This window comes from Sinobacterium norvegicum, assembly GCF_923077115.1.
In the GTDB taxonomy this organism is placed as follows: domain Bacteria; phylum Pseudomonadota; class Gammaproteobacteria; order Pseudomonadales; family Sinobacteriaceae; genus Sinobacterium; species Sinobacterium norvegicum.
Map to the genome: position 1 here is coordinate 1,190,661 of NZ_CAKLPX010000001.1, position 20,629 is coordinate 1,211,289.

The window sequence follows — 20,629 nt, forward strand, 5'->3', positions numbered from 1 at the left end:
CGCATAGCATTCGATCAATCAAAAGGCGCTTAGGCGCCTTTTTTGTCGGCAGCTATTTCAATGGCCATGCTTGACTTATTAATACTAAGGTATTAACTTGTAAGCACCCCAGCCACAATAAGACAGCACTATGGACCAGTCAACCACCAACAATCTCATCAATCGCCTGATTGATGCCATCGAAATCGGTGACTCGGAACAGGGAGACTCCTCCCCTCTGATCGACAGCAGTATCTTTGTGGATAACGCTGTCTTCAACGCAGAAAAACAGCATTTCTTTCATAACACGCCGCAGGTTGTCGGCTTCGCTTCAGAAGTGAGCAAGCCGGGCAGCTATTTTACCACCGACGTGCTTGGCATTCCCATCGTCATTACCCGCGATGAAGACCATCAACTGCACGCTTTCATCAATGCCTGCGCCCACCGCGGCGCCAAGGTCGCCAACGGCAGCGGAGAGCGCAAACGCCTGACCTGCTCGTTCCACGGCTGGACTTACGATTTAAACGGGCAACTCTACGGCCGACCTAAAAAGCAGTGCTTCGACCAAGCTGGACCTGAGTGCAACCTCTCTAAGTTGCCTGTCAGCGATAAATACGGTGTGCTGGTTGTTGGCCCCCATCGGGGCATCAGCCAACCACAGGTCGACCAAGCGCTCGATGACATTGGCGATCAACTCGTTGGTTTTGAGCTACAACACAGCCAACCGCTCGACTGTCGCCGCATCGACGTCAAAGCCAATTGGAAACTGATCGCAGGACTCAGCCACGAGAGCTATCACTTCAACATACTGCATCGCAACTCTGTCGGTCAGCTGCTCGACCCCAATTCTGTCTTCGACACCTTCAAGCGTCATAGCCGTTGGGCCTATGCCGTCAAAGGCATCGAAAACCTCAAAAAACAACCCGAACAGCAATGGCCACGCTTTCTGCTTGGCGGCTGTAACCATACCCTTTTCCCTGGCACACTCTTAATCACCAATCAGAGCGACGCCCAGATGATTAGGCTGGAGCCAGGCAATAAGCCCAATGAGTCAATTATCTATTTCTCAGGGATATTCCGCGATACTAACAAGAGAGAGGATTCTCAGTCAGCCTTCGATTTCGGCTTCGATGTATTTACCACGGAAGATCTGCCCGCCGCCGAAGAATGCCAGCGCGGCTTCGAGGCCGGCATGCCAACCATGATTATCGGTAAAAACGAACCGGTCATGGCCTTTTGGCACCAACTTTGGCAGCAAGAGCTGGCAAAGGTGGCTACTTAAGTTTCTTCAACAGCTGCTTTACTTCTCGCTGCAACTCACTGTCACCGGTTTGAGCAGCAGCGACATCGGCAGCCTGCAGCTTCGGCAGCGCCAGCTCCGGCTGGCCCTGCTCAATACTCAGCACTGCCGAGGCGTAGTTGATCGAGGCGATGAAATCTTGATTCTCGATGGCCTCAGCAAAATCGAGGGCTTTTTGATAGTACTGCTGAGCCAACTCCGCATCCTCAGTAAAATCAGCCAGCGTCTCCCACTGTACCGGATGGTCTTTACGCTCTACGCCCTCATGCTCCAGGCAAAGCTGCTTCAGCTCATCGTAACAAAGGTCAAAGGTCTTTTGGTTGGATTTCGCAACAGCCTCAACCATGGTCTCAGCCAGAGTGTGTACCCGCTTATACAGTTTGGTATTCATTATGTCACTCCACAGAATAGAGCGAGAGTATAAACCATTGGCAGCAAAATCAGCAGCGGGTTAATGCCTGAAAAGAAATAAAGTAGGCCTAGATAATACCTTGCTTTAACGCCTTTACAATGGCGTGCGTTCTGCTCTGAGTGTCGAGCTTATGGAAAATATTATTGAAGTGAAACTTCACCGTTCTCTCTGAGATTGAGCAAATCATCGCGATATCCCAGGTTGACTTACCCTCGGCGGCCCAAGACAGCACCTCCAACTCACGTGCGGTTAATACTGCCCGCTCACACACAGACTTCGACAATGAGTTAACCACACTTGAGCCAATCAACTCTAACACCGCCAAGTGTTCACGGTTAAGTTCGCGGCCAGACACCGACAGAACGTGCAAATCGTTGCAAACACCGCGACGCTCAAAATGACCAATACTGGCACCTTTGCTAAGACCAGCACCCTCTGCAACCGCCATATAATGCCGTTGACGCTCGCTGAGATCCAATGACCGGCATAGCACAGGCCAATTAAACGCTTTTCTACCCTGGGCGGAATAAGCTATCACCGGATCAACCTCATGATAGTCATTCTCTTCATACTGCTTTGACCACTCGGAGTTTACACCGCTGCTGACAAAGTCTTTGGTAACATAATTTTCAATCTTGCGTTCACTACCCGCATCACAACGCAACTTAAGCAGGGCAACACCTTCGATATCTAACAGGTTTTGCAAGTCTGAGGTCGCAGTAATAACATCATCAAAGGAATCGGCGCCGTTGAACGACTGAAACACATCGACGACCGTCGTCAGCTGTAATGCGCTATTAAAAGAACTCATAATCAATAAATCCATTTGAAGCTGTATATGAGCACAACGGCATCGGCCCACTAGCATTTTTATCCTAATCGAAACATCAACGGTAAATCTTCACTGTTAGAGTGATCTACCCAGTACTAGCAAACAAAGTCTATAGCTTAACAAAATAATAGCAACGCTCTATATAGTTCATCTGTCAAAATTAATACTTGGTAGTGATATTTTTTTAATTACAGCATTAAACTTGTTAAAAACACCGACAAAAATGTGAGACCCGGCACAAAAAAGGCTTAATTTATTCCTGCTACCTGCCAGAAAGTGCAGGTAACCTGACGCCCGACACAAGATAGTATTTTGCTAGTAATCGAGATATAAAGCTGACTCATTGGGCTTATATGCCAGACATCACATAAAACGCCTGTTAGACTAACTCCTTAATTTAGCTATGTCGCTAACGCACCACATTCAGTGTCGATGAAAACAACAGGCTTAATTACCATTCACCGCCTTATTAAACAGAAAAATTACATGAAAATCCTATACGTTGACGACGAGCCCAAGGAATTAAAATATTTTAAGCGTGCACTTAATCACAGTTTTGACATTGTCCTCGCTGACAGTGTGGATGAGGGGATTCTTCTTTTAGACCAACCTGACAGTAACATTTCAGTGGTTATCACCGACCAAAGAATGCCCAACAAGCTAGGCACTGAGCTATTAAGCTATGCCCAACAGAACCATCCCAGTATAACCAGAATGCTGACTACAGCCTATTGCGATATTGAAAGCGCCATATCAGCCATCAATGATGTTGAAGTTTTTCGCTACATACCCAAGCCCTGGGATATAGAAAGCCTGGGCAAAGAGCTTGAACTGGCTGTCGAAAAAAATTATGCCACCAGCCAAGTCAAAACTGACTTTGAAAGTCAGATTATGGCTGAGGCTAATGAAGACTGCCAACAATGGTTGGAGTATGCCGAGAGAGCCTACGCTGATGAAAAAGTATATCGACATGGAATAGAAGCGTTCGCCAGCAAGTATTACCTGCGAGTAAGGGAACAATACGACGACAATGAAACAAGAAGAATCTGCCAAAAGATAGACCTCCTCATCGATGAGATATTTCTAGACGAAAGCATTACAGGACGCTTTGGGCATTAGACGATGACAAACCTTGAGAAGATATTCGCATATCTAGTTCGATCAAAGACACAGCTAAATAGTATTTCAAAAGCAGAATTTTCAACAAAAAGCAAAGAGAGCTTATATTTTTTAAAAAAATTAAAAGAATTGTTTGACGATTATGAAAGCGAATCATCAAAGAAAAACAATAAAACCCATGAGAGCAGTAGTGAATTAACTGAAATACTTAGCGAATCTACTTTTTTTGAACGTTCTCTTAAAAAACCACTGGGGTACCCTGGCGACTACCTCATGGTGAAAATGATTTTTGACAATGAAATATCTGAAAAAAGCAACTTTGCCACACTGCTAAACAAGTTCTTTTTATCCAGCGACACCGCAGAAGGACATAGAAATAGAATAAAAATCATTCAGAATATAATTTTCAACACAATATCTGGTGCAAAATCTGATATAAGAATACTGAGTATTGGCTGCGGCCCTGCTATTGAAATTTTCACCGCATTAGAGTTGTTGACGCCAAATAAAACGGTGACTATTGATCTTGTAGATTCAAACCAAGAAACAATCGATTACCTCGACACTGTCATCAGCAGTCTCGACGCCAAAAATGCCATAATCAACACGCACAGAAAATCCGCAAACAATATAATTCGAGGGAATTTCTCCAACAATGGTTACGATTTATGCTATTGCGCAGGGTTACTCGACTATCTTGATGACAGAACCTCTCAGCTATTATTAAAGTCCCTCGAAGGAAAAGCAAAAAAGGGAGGGAAGGTTATTGCCACCAACGTCTCCAAGGCCAACCCAATTTACTATCTGATGAGAAACATTGCAGACTGGGACCTGATACAAAGAAACAAGAACCACCTGCAAAACCTGACATCAAAGCATTCGACTGTATATTCTGACAGCACCCAAACAAATTCCTTTATAGAAATACACAATGAGTAGAAACAAACTATTAGAATCTTACGACAAATCTAAGAATGCCTCCAAAGAAAAAGAAATTAAAACGACCTATCTCGTGTCGATTCTTTTGATGCCTGCTGGATACAGCATGGACTATATTATTTATCCCGATTACTTCTGGCAGTTAGCAATTATTCGGGCTGTTACAATCGTTATTCTTGTTATTGCTTACCTCATCTTTTGTCATCGAATAAAAAACAAAAAAAATGATCACTTAAGCTTCTTTGAATTCTACTGCCCTACTATGGTGATATCGTCTTTAGCCGCCATGATTTATATAACCAATGGCGTCGAGTCCCCCTACTACGCAGCCATAAACTTAGTCATCATGGGTACCAACTTACTCTTACCACTTACATTGACGAAAGCAATAATAAACTCAGCCTCGTCTATAGCGATCTATTTAGCAGCCATTACACTACACAATGTGGGTAAAGACGGGTTCGACCTAGTAACACTTTACAACAACCTTTATTTTCTCACCTTAACATCAATAATTGGCTGCATTGCATGCTATGCAACTGAAAAGAAACGTTTTTTTGAGTTCTCACTACAATATGAGCTCAACATAAAGAACAAAGAATTAGCCAGGGCAAACCAATCAAAAACAGAATTTTTTGCCAACATTAGTCACGAGCTGCGCACGCCATTGACCCTGATAATATCTCCTCTCGAAGATTTAGAGCGGGGGGACTCATTGTCTCGTAATGAAAGAATTGAGTTGACTTCTATTATTAAGAAGAACAGCTACCGTCTTCTTAAACTGGTTAACGATTTACTAACCTCAATAAAAATCGATGCCCACCAAATCGGAGAGCGTCAAGACATTCATATTCTATCGCTAATATCTGAAACAGCCGAAACCATGCGGGTTATCGCAAACAAACAAAAATTATCTATCCGCATAGCCAAAATGAAAGATATTAGCAATATGTTTATCGATGGCAATAAAGATGCCCTCGATAAAATTTTCATTAACGTTATTAATAACGCGATTAAATTCACCCCCCCTGGTGGAAAAATTACAATATCGTTTGAATATATCAATGGTCAACTGACCACACATATTTCTGACACCGGCATAGGCATCAACCATAATGATCTGCCTCATGTCTTCGAGCCATTTCGCCAAGGCGACAGCTCCGCAACACGAAATTACCAGGGAACAGGCCTCGGTCTTTCTTTGGTCAAACAGTTAGTTGAAGAGCTAGATGGTAGTATCTACATTGATAGCATCATCAACCAAGGGACGACTGTTTCGATAACCTTCCCGACAAAGGATTGCAACGACGATGTCATCGACACCTCAAAACCGATGCAGCTTTCACCGCTTGAGAAAATGCATAAAAAGGCCGACTTTTTTATGCATCTCAACATTCCTGTAGAGAGCCATACCCTGCACCATGACGAGTCAAACCTCATAACACCACAACAATCAGGTAACACCACTCACCCCTCAAGCATATTAGTTGTTGAAGATGAGCCGGACTTACGTGGCTACCTTGAGAATATTCTCTCCCCCCATTATCACGTTATTACCGCCAGTGATGGCGAACAAGGGTTAATACAATATCAAAAGCACAAACCCAGCCTTGCGCTTGTTGATCTAATGCTTCCTAAGATCGATGGCATTGATTTATGCCGTCAAATTAAATCAGTGGACAATCACCACTGTAAAATCATTATGCTAACTGCACGGACAGATGAAAAATCGAAGATACAGGCCCTGACTAATGGTGCTGATGACTTCCTCAACAAACCATTTTCGGCCACTGAGCTTAAGACAAGACTGTCCAACATCAGCGATGTTCAAGCATTTCAGAAAGGCCTCGAGCTTTCTAACAATGAACTCAAAGCCACTATTTCTAACCTGAAGGCTACCAAGGGTCAACTGATCCAAAGCGAAAAACTCAACTCTATTGGCAGCCTCGCAGCCGGTTTATTGCATGAGGTCAATAACCCGCTAAATTACGCCTTCACTGCAGTACAAATTCTTCAGCGTGAGCCCAATATTATTAATGATGCCGACAGTTTGGAAATGGTCGACGATATTCATGAAGGCATGGAACGTATCAAACAAATTGTCAGTGACTTACATAATTTTGCCCACCCAGGCAGTGTCGACGAGCACAGCGACTTTCTACTCTATAACACCGTGGATACGGCTATTCGCTTTACCTCTGCCGACACCAAGCAGATATCAATTCTGATCACTAACAATGTCGATCGCAACATCGAGGTTAAGGCTTCGAACAGTCACATATTGCAGGTATTTATCAACCTCATTAATAACGCCACCGCCGCCATGAAAAATGGCAAAGAACGAAATATCTCGATCAACTCTAAGATAGTTAATGGCAGAGTGCTTATCTCATTCAAAGACAGCGGTTGCGGCATAGGTAAAGAGAAAATTGACAGAATCTTCGAACCATTCTATACCACTCGAGATGTTGGTAAGGGTATCGGCATGGGTCTAAGCATTTGCCATACCATCATACAGAGTCACCACGGCAGCTTAACAGTCAACAGCGAGGAGGGTGTCTTCACCGAATTTCAATTTGACCTCACACTTGCTAGCAATACTGCGTAGCATAATGGCCGCCGATTACCGAGGTAAACGGCGGCCAAACCAAGATTACTTGCGGTCAAATCTGACCTGCATCTGACTAAAGCCTCTGACATTTCCGGAGTGCACCCGAACAAGAGAAGCCTCATCCACTTGAAATCCCTTGTAGACCTTAAAGAGTTCCTCCATACACACCCTGCCCTCCAGCCTGGCCAATGCCGCCCCTAGGCAAAAATGCACACCCTTACCAAAGGCGACATTTTGGCTTAAATCCCGGTCAATATCGTAGATATCAGGCTGTTCAAATCGACGCGGATCACGGTTGGCAGCGCCCACTAGCAATGCGACTTTGACGCCCTTGGGAATAGTCACCCCATGCAGTGTCACCTCCTCCATGGTTATGCGATAGAGTATTTGAGAGGAGTTATCGTAGCGTGTGGTCTCCTCGATCCAGCGTGGTATATTGGCATGGTCCTCCTGCACCTTAGCGAACTGTTCAGGATGCTTTTGCCCCCAGTACAGGGCATTCGCCAACAACTTCGTCGTTGTTTCATTGCCGGCAACACTCATTAAGAATAAAAAACTTACCACCTCCTCATCACTTAAGCGCTCACCATCGAGTTGCGCTGCCAGCATTTGAGCGGTTAAGTCATCACTAGTACCTGCCTGGCGACGTTCGGCAACCATGGCACCAAAGTATCCCAGTAAGCCAATGGAAGCCTCTATCGCTATATCGGGAATATCAGGGCTACCATCGACTCGCTCAATCAGGTTGTTAGCCCAGTTGCGGACCCTATCGCGGTCTTGCTTCGGCACACCGATCATCTCGCTGATCACATCCATCGGTATTTTACCGGCAAACTGTTCGATAAAATCAACCTCGCCATTGTCTGCAAAGTCGGCAATATATTCCTGACAAAGCCGTTGTAAAACAGGCTCTAATTCAATAATCCGGCGAGGAGTAAATACCTTGCGCACAATACCGCGAACAGCCTGCTGCCTAGGCGGATCCATGCCCAAAATAGAAAAAACCTTGCTGACATCGTCACTGACATTCTCCAGCGCCACACCTGCACTGTTAGAATACACTGGCCAATTCTTAAAGGCCTGGACGACATCGTCGTAGCGGGACAGTGCGTAGAAGTTCAGCTCCTCATTATAGTAAACTGGGTAGTGTTCTCGCAGCTGTTCATAAACGGGAAAAGGATTCTCATGAAACGACCAATCATAAGGGTTAAATAGTGCCTGTTTAGGCAGTGTTAGCTCTGACATAATAGGGTCTCATTACACGTTAAATTCTTTACTTAAACCCATCAACGCCATGCGTAATCTAGCCGCTTTTGGGTAGCCGACATATTGGGTCATAAATCTGACAGCTTCTTCCAGTTGTGAATAGCTCAACTCGCCACGTTTCATGGCGCAGCGAGCCTGGATAGTAAACATCATCTCCTCACCCTGGGCTAAAATGGCGCCCAGCAATAGTAATCGTTTCTGCTCAATGGTCAGTTGAGCATCGGCCCACAGCTCACCAAATAAATTCTCTAGCATCGAATCGAAAAATTTATCCTCACCTGCCGCCGGCGGCTCAGGCAGCTCGTTACAATACACTTCCCGGTACATTGCCACCCCTATTTCACGCTTCTCCACAGTTATTACTCCCTGCTATTATTTATTTTTTAAAGCCGCATCAACTGACCGCCGTCGACATTCATAATATGTCCGGTAATCCACGACGCCTCATCAGACAAAAGAAACAGCACGCTGGAGGCCAAATCTTCCGGCGTGCCCAAGCGTGCTATCGGCATGGTTTTAGCGATTTCATCAGCATAATCGCCGGCATTATTTCTCAACGCCTGGGTTTCTGTCGGCCCGGGTGCAATGGCATTAATACGAATTTTTCGCCAGCCAAGCTCTCGCGCTAATGAGCAGGTAATACCATTCATCGTTAACTTGGCAACACCATAAAAACCCATATTCATCCAAGCGGCTGTAGAGGATTGGTTAACGATGGCACCGCCACCACGCTGCTCCATATATGGCACCACGGCCCGCGTCATAATGAGACAGCCATGGGCGTTGACCCGCATAAATTTTTCCAAATAATCGAGGTCTACATCCAGATAGCCCTGTATTTTCATCTCGCCGAAGATGGCCGCATTATTGATCAAATAATCAATGCCGCCAAAGCGCTCAACAGCAAGATCGGCGCACTGTTTAGCCGATACCTCATCGGCGATATCGGTGGCAACAAACAACGCTTTGCCGCCTGCTTGTTGATTAATTTCATTGGCTACTCGTTGTCCCTGCTCTGCATCAAGCTCGGCAATCACTACCTGCATGCCTTGTTGTGCGCAGGCCTTGGCATAGCCCTCTCCTATACCACCACCAGCACCGGTTACAATGACTACTTTGCTTGAAAAATCCATACAACAACCTCGGTTATTATTGTTTTTAAAAAACGACTTTATCAATTTTGTGATGCGGTCTAATCTCCAGCAAATCGATGGCCAATCCTGGTGGGCACGACAGGCAATACACCACAGCATCAGCCACATGTTCCGGTTCCATACCGTCGTAGGTATGCGGTCCTAAATCCTGCCAGGCCTTCAGCGCATCTCCCAGCCGATCAAAATCGAGCCCGGCTGAGAAGTCGGTTGCCATCGAAGCACCCGGCCGAATAATACTGACACCAATGGCATCCCCCTCTAACTCTCGGCGTAAGTCGCGGGAGAAGCGTTCTACCGCCGATTTTGTTGCCGCATAGACGGCCATGTGAACCATCTCATCATGGTGATATGCCGTCGCCGATGAGATATTGATAATACGACCATTATCAACCTCACGCAGATACCGTATTGCCATGCGACAGCAGTACACCACACCCAACAAGTTAGTATTTATCTGCAGCTTAATTTCCTCATCTACCATATTTTCGGTACTGGCTACCCGGGCGAGCCCGGCATTATTCACCAGCCCATCGAGGCGACCAAAGCGCTGCACAATATTATCGAAGGCCTGTTCAACCTGGCCGCTGTCGGCAACATCGGCAAGTTCACCACAGACCCGGTCACGGTAATCGTCGTGCTCTGCAGTCAATATCTCAATCGCCTGCTGCATAGAGTCTTTACTGCGGCCGGTAATACCAACGCTGGCACCGGCAGCCAGTAACGCCTTCGCCATGGACAGACCAAAGCCCCGGGAACCACCGGTGACGATGTAAACCTTGTTGCTTAATGAATAATGCATCCCTGCTACCTTGTTATGCGCCTATGGCGATTGTTTTTGTTTCTAAATACTCAGCAAATCCCTCTGCCCCCATTTCGCGGCCGATGCCACTTTGTTTGTAGCCGCCAAAAGGCACATCGGGCGCTAAGAAATTCCCTCCATTGACATTGATCACGCCGGCACGGATACGCTTTGCCACCGCCATCGCAGCGGTTTCATCACCACTGTTAATCACCGCGCCAAGGCCATAGTCACTGCTATTGGCCAGGGTAATTGCGTGTTCAACATCTCGATAGGGGATAATCGTCAGCACCGGGCCGAAGATTTCTTGCTGAGCAACACAACTATTTCCCTGCTCATCAACAAGTATCGTCGGCTCGATATAAAAGCCCTGTTGCAGGCCTTCGGGGATACCGCCGCCTTTAATCAATCGCGCGCCCTCAGCAACCCCCTGTTCTATCATCGATAACACCCGCTGGCGCTGATGCCGATTAATCAACGGTCCCATAATCGCGCCAGCCGCCTCGGGGTCGCCAAGGGTAATAAAATCGAAATAACCACTGACCGTGGTTTCCACCTCTGCCAATCTGTCGGCTGGTACCAATAAACGAGTCGCGAGCACGCAGCCTTGACCTGCGTGATAGCACACCGCCAAACAGTTCAATAAGGCCGCACCAAAATCCGCATCGGGCAGAATAATATGAGGTGATTTTCCGCCTAATTCTAAAAATACCTTTTTCACTGTCTGCGCTGCTGCTGCCATCACCTCTCTACCCACACGGGTCGAACCGGTAAACGACACCATGTCCACCCGCGGGTCTGTTGACAGAAATTGACCAATATCTGCCGGCTGGCTGGCCGTCAATATATTCAACACACCCTTGGGCAACGCCTTGCTTTGCTGGGCAATACGCCCCAATAAAGCTGCTGTCCAAGGCGTGTCCGGCGCCGCCTTTAACACCACGGTACAGCCGGCAGCCAGAGCCGGGATGATTTTGGCCAAGATAATCTGCAGCGGAAAATTCCATGGCGTAATAGCGGCCACCACACCAACAGCCTCCCGACATAACACGCGACGACTGGTGGTGCCAAAAGCCGTCAGGGTGTATTCCCCCAAGTCCCGCTGCCATTCGAACTGCTCGAGATAGTCAATCACCCAATCGGTCATCGCAATAGGCCCGTTAACCTGCGCGGTCTCTGCGTTGTGTCGCGTTGACCCGGCCTCCGCAACCATCGCATCCTGTAGGCTTTTGATCTCTGCTCGCATCGCCTCGACAAATTTCTTCAGCGCGGTTATTCGGCCCTGATGATCCATTGACCAGGCCGTGCGATCAAAAGCCTGTCTGGCTGCGGTCAGCGCTTTATCGGCGTCGGCGATTGACGCATCGGCAGCGCGGCCAATCAATTTTGCTGTGGCTGGCGCAATATTGTCATACTCCCGCCGCCCTTCTGCTGCACATAATTCGCCATCGATATACAGCCTGGCCTCCCCGTAATCTGGCTGTTGCATTCTCGTTACCCCCTGTCCTGCGAAGCAGTATTTTTTAAAAACGTGGTACGGATATGCCGGCGAACAATTTTGCTGGTATCCAGTGACAGCGACAGCTGATCCGCCAAGACCAGGGCATGATCGAGATCTTTTTCCGCCAGCCCAACAAAGGGCCCCATCAAGGTGTTCATATCTTCTGAGCTACAGCCTGCGGCTAACATTTCCCGGTTGCTGATAAAGGTTTTCATTTGAGCAGAAACGACACCATTAGCCTCGCCAATCTGATACACAGTCTCAGGGTTCAGCCCCGAGGCGGTCACCAATGCCACCGCCTCAGAGATGGCGGCGAATTGGGCGTAAGTCATCATATTATTGGCCAGCTTGAAAACCACACCGCTGCCGACATCACCGGTGTGGATAACCTGTTTTGCACTGATGCTGTAACCCTCAGCAACACGGCGAAATAATGCCTGATCCGCACCAACCATCATGCATAATGTACCGTTTTTCGCTCCCTGAGCTCCACCAGTGATCGGGGCATCGAGTAGATGAATATCGCAATCTTTCGCCTGTTGATGCCAACGCAGCACGTTGTCTCGGGTCACGGTACTGTGCACGGCGACAATGGCGTCAGCGGCTAAGACATCAAACAGGCCTGCCGTGATCAAATCATCAACATCGTCATCGCCGCGCACACAGAGCCCAACAATTTGACAGTCGGCCAAGTCGGCGAGATCGCGACAGCCTATAGCCCCTTGCTCAACCAACTCCGCCACGGCAGTGTGATTGATGTCATATACCTTGAGCACTATCGATTGCTGCTTCAGCGCCGCCAGCAATGTCGATGCCATCGGCTTGCCAATGTTACCCAGGCCGACAAACCCCATCGTGGTGAGTGTCATCACTTCATCCTTGTTGTTATTTTTTATCAACAGTTAAACAGTGACTGGCAATCTGGTCAATAAACATTTATTGTCTAAATAAGCCTTTCCTCCTCTCATCAACGTCACTCATCACAGACATAAAACCGCTAATGATTATTGATCAAGACAATTTGCTGCAGTTACAACAACGCTATCAGCACAACTTTATGCGGCCACTACTGGCACTCTCTCATTACTTTCGCGCGGAGCTCATGCACTACCTGCAAAATGAGTGCGGCCATACGGCTCTAAAAATCACCTGGGAACCGCTACTCAATATACCCGGCAGCAAGGGGATACAAATTGGTCAATTAGCCAAGCTGATGGCCGTGTCCAAACAAAACTGTGACCAACAACTAAAAGCCGTTGAGCAGGCTGGGTATCTGCATCGGATTAGCGACCCCAGCGATGGCCGCGCCAAGTTAGTCGCTCTTACCGAGCGCGGACAGCAACTGCTTCAACAGGGCAAGGCGAGGCTGGATGATCTGCAGCATCAATTCGATCAGCAGCTCAGTCAACATGAGCTGTCCCAACTACAAAGTGTTTTAAGCACGCTGACCAAGCCCCGCCCCGTCACCACACCCCCGATCTGCATCGCCTCTCTTATCGAGCTTGCGGCACTGTTCCAGCGTCGCTTGATGGCCCTGACCATCGCCAGCGGCCACCCCGGCCTACAGATGTCCTATGAACAGGTACTCAACCATATCGGCATGCAAGGGGCGACGATCGCCCAGCTTGCGCAAATCAACAATGCCAGCAAACAGGCGATTACCCGCATTATCAATGCCCTGGAAGATGACGACTATGTCAAACGGATCACCCAGCCATCGATGGCCAAGCGCATCGTATTCACCCATCGCGGACTCACTCTGATCGACAGCGCATGCGATGCAATAGCGTCCCTCAAAGAACAGGCCGGCCGAGAGATTGGCGACCAGAGATTCAAGCACTTCGAGCATCTTTTATGGCAATTGCACAGCCATTTTGTCACCACCCCCTCATCGCCAACCGTTGCAGCCGGCACGATCAACATCGACGACTACAACGCCGACGACAAACCTCAGCCATCACCTGAAACACTGTTGCTTGCACTGGCAACAGCGCTGGACCCGACGCTGACAGAGACCGATGCGGCGGGCAATATACGGTTAACGAAAGACAGCCTACAGCGCTTAGAAAAAAGTCAGATTAATAGCAATCAAAAGCCACTGGAACACTATTGGGGGCAGCGCCGAGGGCGTGCGCTGTGCAAACAACTGGCCGGGCGACCAACAAAGTCTTGAGCACCTCAGTGCCGACAGAGGCTTGCCAATAATCGGAGCCACGATTACACTCGTTAGACACCTTTGCTGTGACTAAAATAATGAGAATAATATAATGAAGAGACGGATTCTTACCCCCCTTAGCGCGACGCTATTTAGCCTGTTCATCAGTACCAGTTTAATAGCGGCCAGCCCCGCCCAGAATACTGACTCGACGATAAAGATCGAAGCGGAGTACATGAGTGAACAACAAAGCCTGGCGGACTATCGGCAGTTTTATATCCAGCCCTTTGATCTAACTGACACCAAAATCATCCCGGCGCCCTGGCTCGATCAGAAAAATTTCCGCTGGGATATTCCAAAGAAAAATATCAAACAGCTGCAAACTATGTTTAAGCAATCGATCAAAGCTGGCATCGAGGCGAACAGTGATTACGCTGTCGTCGATGACGAACAAGCTGGGGTCTTGGTGATCAACGTAAGCATTATCAGCTTCACCCCCTATGCAGACCGAAAGGACACCGAGCTGCTCACCAAGGGGAGCGGCGAGATTAGACTGCTACTGCAGTTACGCGATGGCGCCACCGGCAAGCTTATCTACTTACTTGAGGGCACCGAAGAAACCGGCGAAGACTATCAACCGAATACCGATGTGGCCCGACTGCAAGATGCCGACAAGCTATTCCATATCTGGGGCAAACACCTGCGTCAGTTGCTGGATTCGGCCCAGCAATAGCAGTGAATGGCCGCGCCAGCCCGGTGCGGCCAACAGCAAGAGCTAATCCTCTAACGACGAGTCATCCAGCGTCGGCAACCAAAGAATATAGCCGGTGACACAACTGGCAATCACCAACAATAAAATCTTAACCGCCACAATGGGGATAAAGAAATAGGCCGATAGCGAAATCGTCAGCCACATGGTAATGATCGCTTTGATTTTAATCCTTAACGGAATACCAAGCCCAGATTGATAGTGCTGAATAGTCTTGCCAAACCATGGATGGTTGATCAGCCATCGGTGGGCTGTAGGTGACCCCTTTGAGAAACAGGCAGCCGTTAACAATAAGAAGGGCGTTGTCGGTAGCACCGGCAAGAAAATACCCAACACACCCAAAACCAAGCTAATCCATCCCACAGCCAGCAAAAAATACTTCATACAACGTCTTCGTTAAATACCGGTATTCAGCATATCACGACGACGCCATTCGGTCAGCCAACTATAACAGGCCGCAGCGGCAGCGTCTGTCTGACGCCAGCGGTTGAGCCTTACTGAAAACGCTATTTTTTGACTGCAAATAGGTGCAATAACTCAAGTCCAATTGAGGCACCGGCAAGCGAGGTGATTTCCGCCTGGTCATAACAGGGCGCCACCTCAACCACATCGGCGGCGACAATATTGAGCGACTGCAGGCCGCGGATAATCTTCATCGCCTTATCACTGGTCAATCCACCCACAACCGGCGTACCAGTGCCCGGCGCATAGGCGGGGTCCAGACAGTCAATATCGAAGGTCACGTAGACCGGTAGATTACCCACTCGCTGGCGCACCTGCTCGACAATCTGCTCGACACTTTGATCGTTGGCCTGGGCCGCGTCGATTACCTTAAAGGGGTGATCGTCATAGCCATACTCGGTACGAATACCAATCTGCACTGAATGAGCGGGGTCAATCAGCCCTAACTGGGGCGCACGGTAAAACATTGTACCGTGATCAAACTCGCCGCCCTCGCTGTAGGTATCAGTATGCGCATCAAAATGTATCAGTGCCATTTTACCGTGGGTCTTATGCACAGCCTGCAACAACGGCAGAGTGACAAAGTGATCGCCACCAAAACTGAGTAATTTCTTGCCGCTGGCGATGATTGCATCCGCGTCGGCGACAACCTGGTCCATCATGTGCTGGCTGTTACCCGGCTCAAAATCGACATCACCATAGTCGATGACGTTGAGCTGTTCGAACAACCTAAAGCGCCACGGCCAACGTGCCTCCTCCCAGCGCAGAGTAACACTGGCCTGGCGCACACCGTTGGGCCCGAAGCGGGTACCCGGACGGCCTGTTGTTGCCATATCATAGGGCACACCGAGCACGACGGCATCGACATCATCGGCTAACTCACGGCTGAGTTTGCGCCCCATATAAGAAAAATTATTCGCATACAGCGAGATATCATTAACAAAGGGATGATCTGACATGGCCGTTTTTGCCTCGGTATTGTTGTTAAGTCATTGAATAATAATGACAGAATAATCACATTGAACACTAGTATCGAGCAATCGTCACCTGCTTTACATACCTCTTTAGTGATATTGCTTAATCGCCCGGAAAGCTTAATCTAACTAACCTATATCCTAGTGACTGAATAATAAAAGCACACTGTGGCTCAACGCAGTAACGACAAAAGGAAAACCAATGACCAGCAAAAGCAAAGCCCAATGGCAACAGATGGCCGCCGACCTACAAATTGAAAGCCGTGCCTTTATTAACGGTCAGTACGTCGATGCTCTATCCGGCAATACTCGCCAGACCATCAACCCATCGAATGGTGATGTGCTCGCCGATGTCGCCAACTGTGGCGCCGAAGACGCCGATATCGCCGTTGCCGGTGCCCGTGCCGCCTATGAATCCGGCGTTTGGAGTGATCAATCACCCGATGCCCGCCGCGCTGTCATGGTGAAATGGGCGCAGCTGATCGAAGACAATGCCGATGAACTGGCGTTGCTCGAGACCCTCGATGTCGGTAAGCCGATCAGCGATACCACTGGCTCTGACGTCCCCGGCGCCATTCGCACCATCCGCTGGAGCGGTGAAGCCGTCGACAAAATCTATGAGCAAATCGCGCCCACCGACAAAGACTCGCTCGGCTTAGTGACTCGCCTTCCCCTGGGTGTGGTCGCCGCCATTGTGCCGTGGAACTTCCCGCTGTCGACCACCGCCTGGAAACTCGGCCCTTCGATTGCCAGCGGCAACTCGGTCATTCTTAAGCCCGCCTCCAATACCCCGCTCACCGCGATTCGTATCGCTGGCTTGGCCAAGGAAGCCGGCCTACCCGACGGCGTACTACAGGTATTGCCTGGGCCCGGTGGCAGCATGGGCGCCCACCTCGCCACCCACATGGACATCGATGGCCTGACCTTTACCGGCTCAACACCTATCGGTAAGAAATTGCTAGAATACTCTGGTCAATCGAACCTCAAACGCGTGTTCAACGAACTCGGTGGTAAAAGCCCTAACATCGTCTTCGCCGATGCCGATCTCGACAAGGCAGCCTCGGCGGCAGCACTGGCCTGCTTTTATAATGGCGGCCAGACCTGTACCGCGGGCACCCGCTTGATCGTTGAAGAAAGCATTCACGATGAGTTCGTCGCCAAGGTGATCGAGGCCACCAAGGCCTGGCAGGTGGGCGACGTGCTCGACCCCGCCACCACTCTTGGCCCCATGGTCGACAAATCTCAATTCAATACTGTCAGTGAATACATTGCCATTGGCGACGGCGAAGGCTGCACCCGTCACGGCGGCGACAGCAATGTCTTCCCTGACAGTGGCGGCCACTATCTTAACCCCGTCATCTTTACCGGTGTAACCAACGATATGCGTATCGCTCAGGAAGAGGTGTTCGGTCCCGTATTAGCGGTGATGACGTTCAAGACCAAGGAGGAGGCAATTGCCATTGCCAACGATTCCATCTATGGCCTTGCCGGTGCAGTTTGGAGTCGCGATATTGGCACCGCCCTGTCGGTGGCGGAGAAAATTCGTGCCGGTACCGTCGGCGTCAACAACTACTTTGGTGGTGATATCACCGTCCCCTTTGGTGGCTTCAAGCAGTCGGGCAACGGCCGCGATAAATCCATTCATGCCTTCGATGATTACACCGAGCTGAAGACAACATGGATTAACCTCGAGTAGGCAACCCGATGAGTACGATGGCCCCAGGCCATCGTATTCTCTGCCATCAAGCAACAAATAATATATAGGATAAATGCGTCCCAATACCGCACAACCGTACCAGTCAATCACTGATAAATTTCACTTTCTGTATTAATACCCGACGCAAATATCAAAAATAACAAAAACTGCTTTCGCTCTTATTTTAACGTTTCTATAATCTTTTAATTCTAACGATTACACTATATCAACGAATATTAAAGGATTAACCGTGTATAGAAATCTGCTACTTGCCAGCCTTATGTTACTCTCCGCCTGTACCAGCCAACCACCACAGCAACAATCTTTAGCAACCACAGAAAAAAACACCACACTAACCGCACCGCCAGCCGATATGGCGCAGATTGTTTTCGTTCGCCCCTCCCAGGGTGTGCTGCAGCAGAGTGATGTCGAGCTATATCGAATCAGCCGCGAAAGAATTCCGGTGGCCCCTATCGAATCCGGCAGCAAGTTCAGCCTCGACATCACCCCCGGTCATTATTATTTTATGGCTTACCAGAACAAAACTGCCAACTTTATCGAGGCCAACGTCATCGCCGGCCGGCGTTATTTTGTACTTATTGATGCAGCCAATAGCAAGAGCAGTCAGTTAATGCCCCTGAGCCAACAGCGCTACAGCGCCCTCAACTATCAACAGCTGCCTCTGACCACAACGGCAGAAATCGAGCAGCCACAGTGGTTCAAGAAAAACCAGGGCAAGGTTAAGAAGTCTCAGATCGTCTATTGGCAGCAGTGGCAAATGCTCGATAGCAACAGTCGCAAGGCTCTGAAGGTGTCAAAAAATAGCGGCATTGCCTTTTAGACAGCAAGGCCGATCACTAACGAGGTGACTAAACCTGCTTGTCGGCAAAGGCTTTGCGCACCTCGTCAGCAATAATATCAACCCCCTGCTTTACCACCGAGGCGCTCTGCGCATAGGACACCCGAATACATTCGTTCTTATGCTGCCACTGTTCATCGAGGCCGGGGAAGAAGTTATGGCCGGGGACAATCAACACACCCCGCTGTTTCAATCGCTGGTAAAGCGCCTGACTGCTGATCGGCAAGCCTTCAAACCACAGCCACAGAAAGATAGCGCCCTCTGGTTTATGGATACGGAATGGCAAACCCTTTAGCGCGGTGCGGAACCAGTCGACGGTTTGCAATGCCTGTTGTTGGTAGAACGGTTTTACCACCGTCTGGCTAAGGCTTAATACCTCACCGCTCTCGAACAACTCGCCGGCGATTGCTGGCCCGAGATTGCCGCAGGCCAAGCTCAACACAGTATTTGCGTTAGCGTAGGCCTTAACAATCTCTTCCTTGGCGACAATAATACCGGTTCTCACGCCGGGCAAACCTAACTTGGATAAGCTCAGCACCACAATGGTGTTGTCATTCCAGTGTGGCTTGGCCTCGGTAAACAGAATATTAGGAAACGGTAAACCGTAGGCGCCATCGATAATCAGTGGAATATCCTGATCCTTGGCAATCCGGTCCAGCTGCTCAATTTCATTATCGGTCAGCACATTACCCGTGGGGTTGGTTGGCCGTGAGACACAGAGTGCCGCCACACCATCATCGATATGCAGTTCATTGAAATCGACCCGATACTTAAATAAATCATCGTCGAGCAGGTCGATTTTCGGCCGCGTCGCCGAGAAGAAATTCTCCGACAGACCAATTTCTGAATAACCAATATACTCAGGCGCCAAGGGCAGGTGGATGGTCTTGTGACTGCCGTCGGGCATCTCACCGGCAAACATGTTGTAGAGCACAAAAAATGCCGACTGACTACCATTTGAGATGGCGATATTATCGGAATTGATTGGCCAGCCAAGCTGGTCGGATAGCAGTGTCGATATTTGCTGACGAAACTCCAGCTCTCCCTGGGGGGATTGATAGATGCCGAGCAAGCTGTGACGTTTCTCGTCGTCTTCTACCAGGGTCTGTAACCGCTTGGCAAACACCGTATCGAGCTGTTCCAATCGGGCTGGGTTACCGCCGCCCATAAAAATCATCTCTGGGTTTTCATTCAGCGCACTGCCGAGGTCTGCCATTAAATCGACAATCCCGGAGTTAGTGGCAAATTTTTGTCCAAATACCGATAATTTCACACTGTCCTCTCTACGCTACAACGCACCCTGTGCTCGACATTACGACGGCTGAGTATTGAAACCCTTAGTATAGTCGGCGGCCATTTCCCACTGTTCATCCGGGTCGATGGTATAGGTAAACGGTCTTGGGTTCTCTTCCGCTTCGATCAAGGTCTGCAGCACCTTATCAGCCTCGACCGGATTATAGACGCGAAACAATAACTCATAGGTCTTTTTCCAGCTGATTCTAGCCAGCGGCACGGCATTGCCGTCGGCACTAATCAAACGGTCAAGCTCGGTGCAAAAAGGTTCAATTTCCTTGGCTTCCGCCGCATCGGGCAGACCTGTCTCTGTCTCGGTATTCAAATCCATAATCAACGACAGCTGCCAGCCAAAATACTGCTGCTGCTCTTCATTAAAATCGGCTAGAACAGTATTGATAGCGGCATAAACAGGGCTGTTTTCATCCTCACGCTGAACCACAGTAAAAATAGGCTCGGCAACCACAAATTTAGATACACTCACAAAAAATCCTCGAAACTACGCAAAA

Annotated in this window: 20 protein-coding genes; 8 read left to right on the forward strand and 12 right to left on the reverse strand. The window is 48.8% G+C overall.

Annotated features, from left to right (window positions below; all coding sequences use genetic code 11):
• Nucleotides 1–130: 130 nt before the first annotated feature.
• The gene (locus L9P87_RS05230) at nt 131–1,261 is read left to right on the forward strand and encodes an aromatic ring-hydroxylating oxygenase subunit alpha (protein WP_237443616.1); all 1,131 of its coding nucleotides are present in this window, start codon (nt 131–133) and stop codon (nt 1,259–1,261) included.
• Here the strand turns inward: L9P87_RS05230 and L9P87_RS05235 are convergent.
• Both L9P87_RS05235 and L9P87_RS05240 read right to left on the reverse strand, forming a co-directional pair.
• Complete coding sequence (locus L9P87_RS05235) at nt 1,254–1,670, reverse strand: hypothetical protein (RefSeq protein WP_237443617.1); 417 nt, start codon at nt 1,668–1,670, stop codon at nt 1,254–1,256. The two genes, L9P87_RS05230 and L9P87_RS05235, sit on opposite strands and share 8 nt — an antisense overlap.
• An 88-nt stretch (nt 1,671–1,758) precedes the next feature.
• Nucleotides 1,759–2,502: a helix-turn-helix transcriptional regulator gene (locus L9P87_RS05240; protein ID WP_237443618.1), complete on the reverse strand. Its 744-nt coding sequence runs from the start codon at nt 2,500–2,502 to the stop codon at nt 1,759–1,761.
• Between the two features lie 507 nt (nt 2,503–3,009).
• Here L9P87_RS05240 and L9P87_RS05245 point away from each other — a divergent pair.
• Genes L9P87_RS05245 through L9P87_RS05255 form a run of 3 tightly spaced genes read left to right on the forward strand, consistent with a single transcriptional unit; the run spans nt 3,010 to nt 7,189 of the window.
• A complete protein-coding gene (locus L9P87_RS05245; RefSeq protein WP_237443619.1) occupies nt 3,010–3,642 on the forward strand; it encodes a response regulator in 633 nt (210 codons plus the stop codon).
• 3 nt (nt 3,643–3,645) lie between these two features.
• Nucleotides 3,646–4,581, forward strand: a complete 936-nt coding sequence (locus L9P87_RS05250) for a class I SAM-dependent methyltransferase (protein WP_237443620.1) — start codon at nt 3,646–3,648, stop codon at nt 4,579–4,581.
• Nucleotides 4,574–7,189 (forward strand): ATP-binding response regulator, encoded by a 2,616-nt coding sequence (locus L9P87_RS05255; protein ID WP_237443621.1) that lies wholly within the window; start codon nt 4,574–4,576, stop codon nt 7,187–7,189. Before L9P87_RS05250 ends, L9P87_RS05255 begins: the two co-directional genes overlap by 8 nt.
• A gap of 45 nt (nt 7,190–7,234) precedes the next feature.
• Here L9P87_RS05255 and L9P87_RS05260 read toward each other — a convergent pair whose 3' ends face one another.
• Genes L9P87_RS05260 through L9P87_RS05285 form a run of 6 tightly spaced genes read right to left on the reverse strand, consistent with a single transcriptional unit; the run spans nt 7,235 to nt 12,781 of the window.
• The gene (locus tag L9P87_RS05260; RefSeq protein ID WP_237443622.1) at nt 7,235–8,437 is read right to left on the reverse strand and encodes a cytochrome P450; all 1,203 of its coding nucleotides are present in this window, start codon (nt 8,435–8,437) and stop codon (nt 7,235–7,237) included.
• A 12-nt stretch (nt 8,438–8,449) separates the two neighbouring features.
• Entirely contained in the window at nt 8,450–8,812 is a 363-nt protein-coding gene (locus L9P87_RS05265) for a carboxymuconolactone decarboxylase family protein (RefSeq protein WP_237443623.1), read from the reverse strand.
• 29 nt (nt 8,813–8,841) lie between these two features.
• Nucleotides 8,842–9,591 (reverse strand): SDR family oxidoreductase, encoded by a 750-nt coding sequence (locus tag L9P87_RS05270; protein ID WP_237443624.1) that lies wholly within the window; start codon nt 9,589–9,591, stop codon nt 8,842–8,844.
• Nucleotides 9,592–9,616: 25 nt separating this feature from the next.
• Entirely contained in the window at nt 9,617–10,411 is a 795-nt protein-coding gene (locus L9P87_RS05275; protein WP_237443625.1) for an SDR family oxidoreductase, read from the reverse strand.
• A 13-nt stretch (nt 10,412–10,424) separates the two neighbouring features.
• Entirely contained in the window at nt 10,425–11,900 is a 1,476-nt protein-coding gene (locus tag L9P87_RS05280; RefSeq protein WP_237443626.1) for an aldehyde dehydrogenase family protein, read from the reverse strand.
• 5 nt (nt 11,901–11,905) lie between these two features.
• A complete protein-coding gene (locus L9P87_RS05285) occupies nt 11,906–12,781 on the reverse strand; it encodes an NAD(P)-dependent oxidoreductase (RefSeq protein WP_237443627.1) in 876 nt (291 codons plus the stop codon).
• 131 nt (nt 12,782–12,912) lie between these two features.
• On the opposite strand from L9P87_RS05285, the gene L9P87_RS05290 reads away from it, so the two are divergent.
• Together L9P87_RS05290 and L9P87_RS05295 are read left to right on the forward strand one after the other, a co-directional pair.
• Nucleotides 12,913–14,085 carry a MarR family winged helix-turn-helix transcriptional regulator gene (locus L9P87_RS05290; protein ID WP_237443628.1) on the forward strand — a complete coding sequence of 391 codons (1,173 nt, stop codon included), beginning with the start codon at nt 12,913–12,915 and terminating at the stop codon, nt 14,083–14,085.
• Nucleotides 14,086–14,179: 94 nt separating this feature from the next.
• Entirely contained in the window at nt 14,180–14,800 is a 621-nt protein-coding gene (locus L9P87_RS05295; protein ID WP_237443629.1) for a DUF3313 family protein, read from the forward strand.
• A gap of 42 nt (nt 14,801–14,842) precedes the next feature.
• On the opposite strand, the gene L9P87_RS05300 is transcribed toward L9P87_RS05295, so the two are convergent.
• Together L9P87_RS05300 and speB are read right to left on the reverse strand one after the other, a co-directional pair.
• Nucleotides 14,843–15,220 (reverse strand): YbaN family protein, encoded by a 378-nt coding sequence (locus L9P87_RS05300; RefSeq protein ID WP_237443630.1) that lies wholly within the window; start codon nt 15,218–15,220, stop codon nt 14,843–14,845.
• A 122-nt stretch (nt 15,221–15,342) separates the two neighbouring features.
• Nucleotides 15,343–16,257, reverse strand: a complete 915-nt coding sequence (speB, locus tag L9P87_RS05305) for an agmatinase (RefSeq protein ID WP_237443631.1) — start codon at nt 16,255–16,257, stop codon at nt 15,343–15,345.
• Nucleotides 16,258–16,474: 217 nt separating this feature from the next.
• Here speB and L9P87_RS05310 point away from each other — a divergent pair, with 217 nt between their 5' ends.
• Nucleotides 16,475–17,968 (forward strand): aldehyde dehydrogenase, encoded by a 1,494-nt coding sequence (locus L9P87_RS05310; RefSeq protein WP_237443632.1) that lies wholly within the window; start codon nt 16,475–16,477, stop codon nt 17,966–17,968.
• A gap of 250 nt (nt 17,969–18,218) precedes the next feature.
• Nucleotides 18,219–18,809 (forward strand): hypothetical protein, encoded by a 591-nt coding sequence (locus tag L9P87_RS05315; RefSeq protein WP_237443633.1) that lies wholly within the window; start codon nt 18,219–18,221, stop codon nt 18,807–18,809.
• Nucleotides 18,810–18,837: 28 nt separating this feature from the next.
• Here L9P87_RS05315 and L9P87_RS05320 read toward each other — a convergent pair whose 3' ends face one another.
• Together L9P87_RS05320 and L9P87_RS05325 are read right to left on the reverse strand one after the other, a co-directional pair.
• Nucleotides 18,838–20,100: a valine--pyruvate transaminase gene (locus L9P87_RS05320; protein ID WP_237443634.1), complete on the reverse strand. Its 1,263-nt coding sequence runs from the start codon at nt 20,098–20,100 to the stop codon at nt 18,838–18,840.
• 39 nt (nt 20,101–20,139) lie between these two features.
• A complete protein-coding gene (locus tag L9P87_RS05325; RefSeq protein ID WP_237443635.1) occupies nt 20,140–20,604 on the reverse strand; it encodes a DUF695 domain-containing protein in 465 nt (154 codons plus the stop codon).
• Nucleotides 20,605–20,629: the final 25 nt, after the last annotated feature.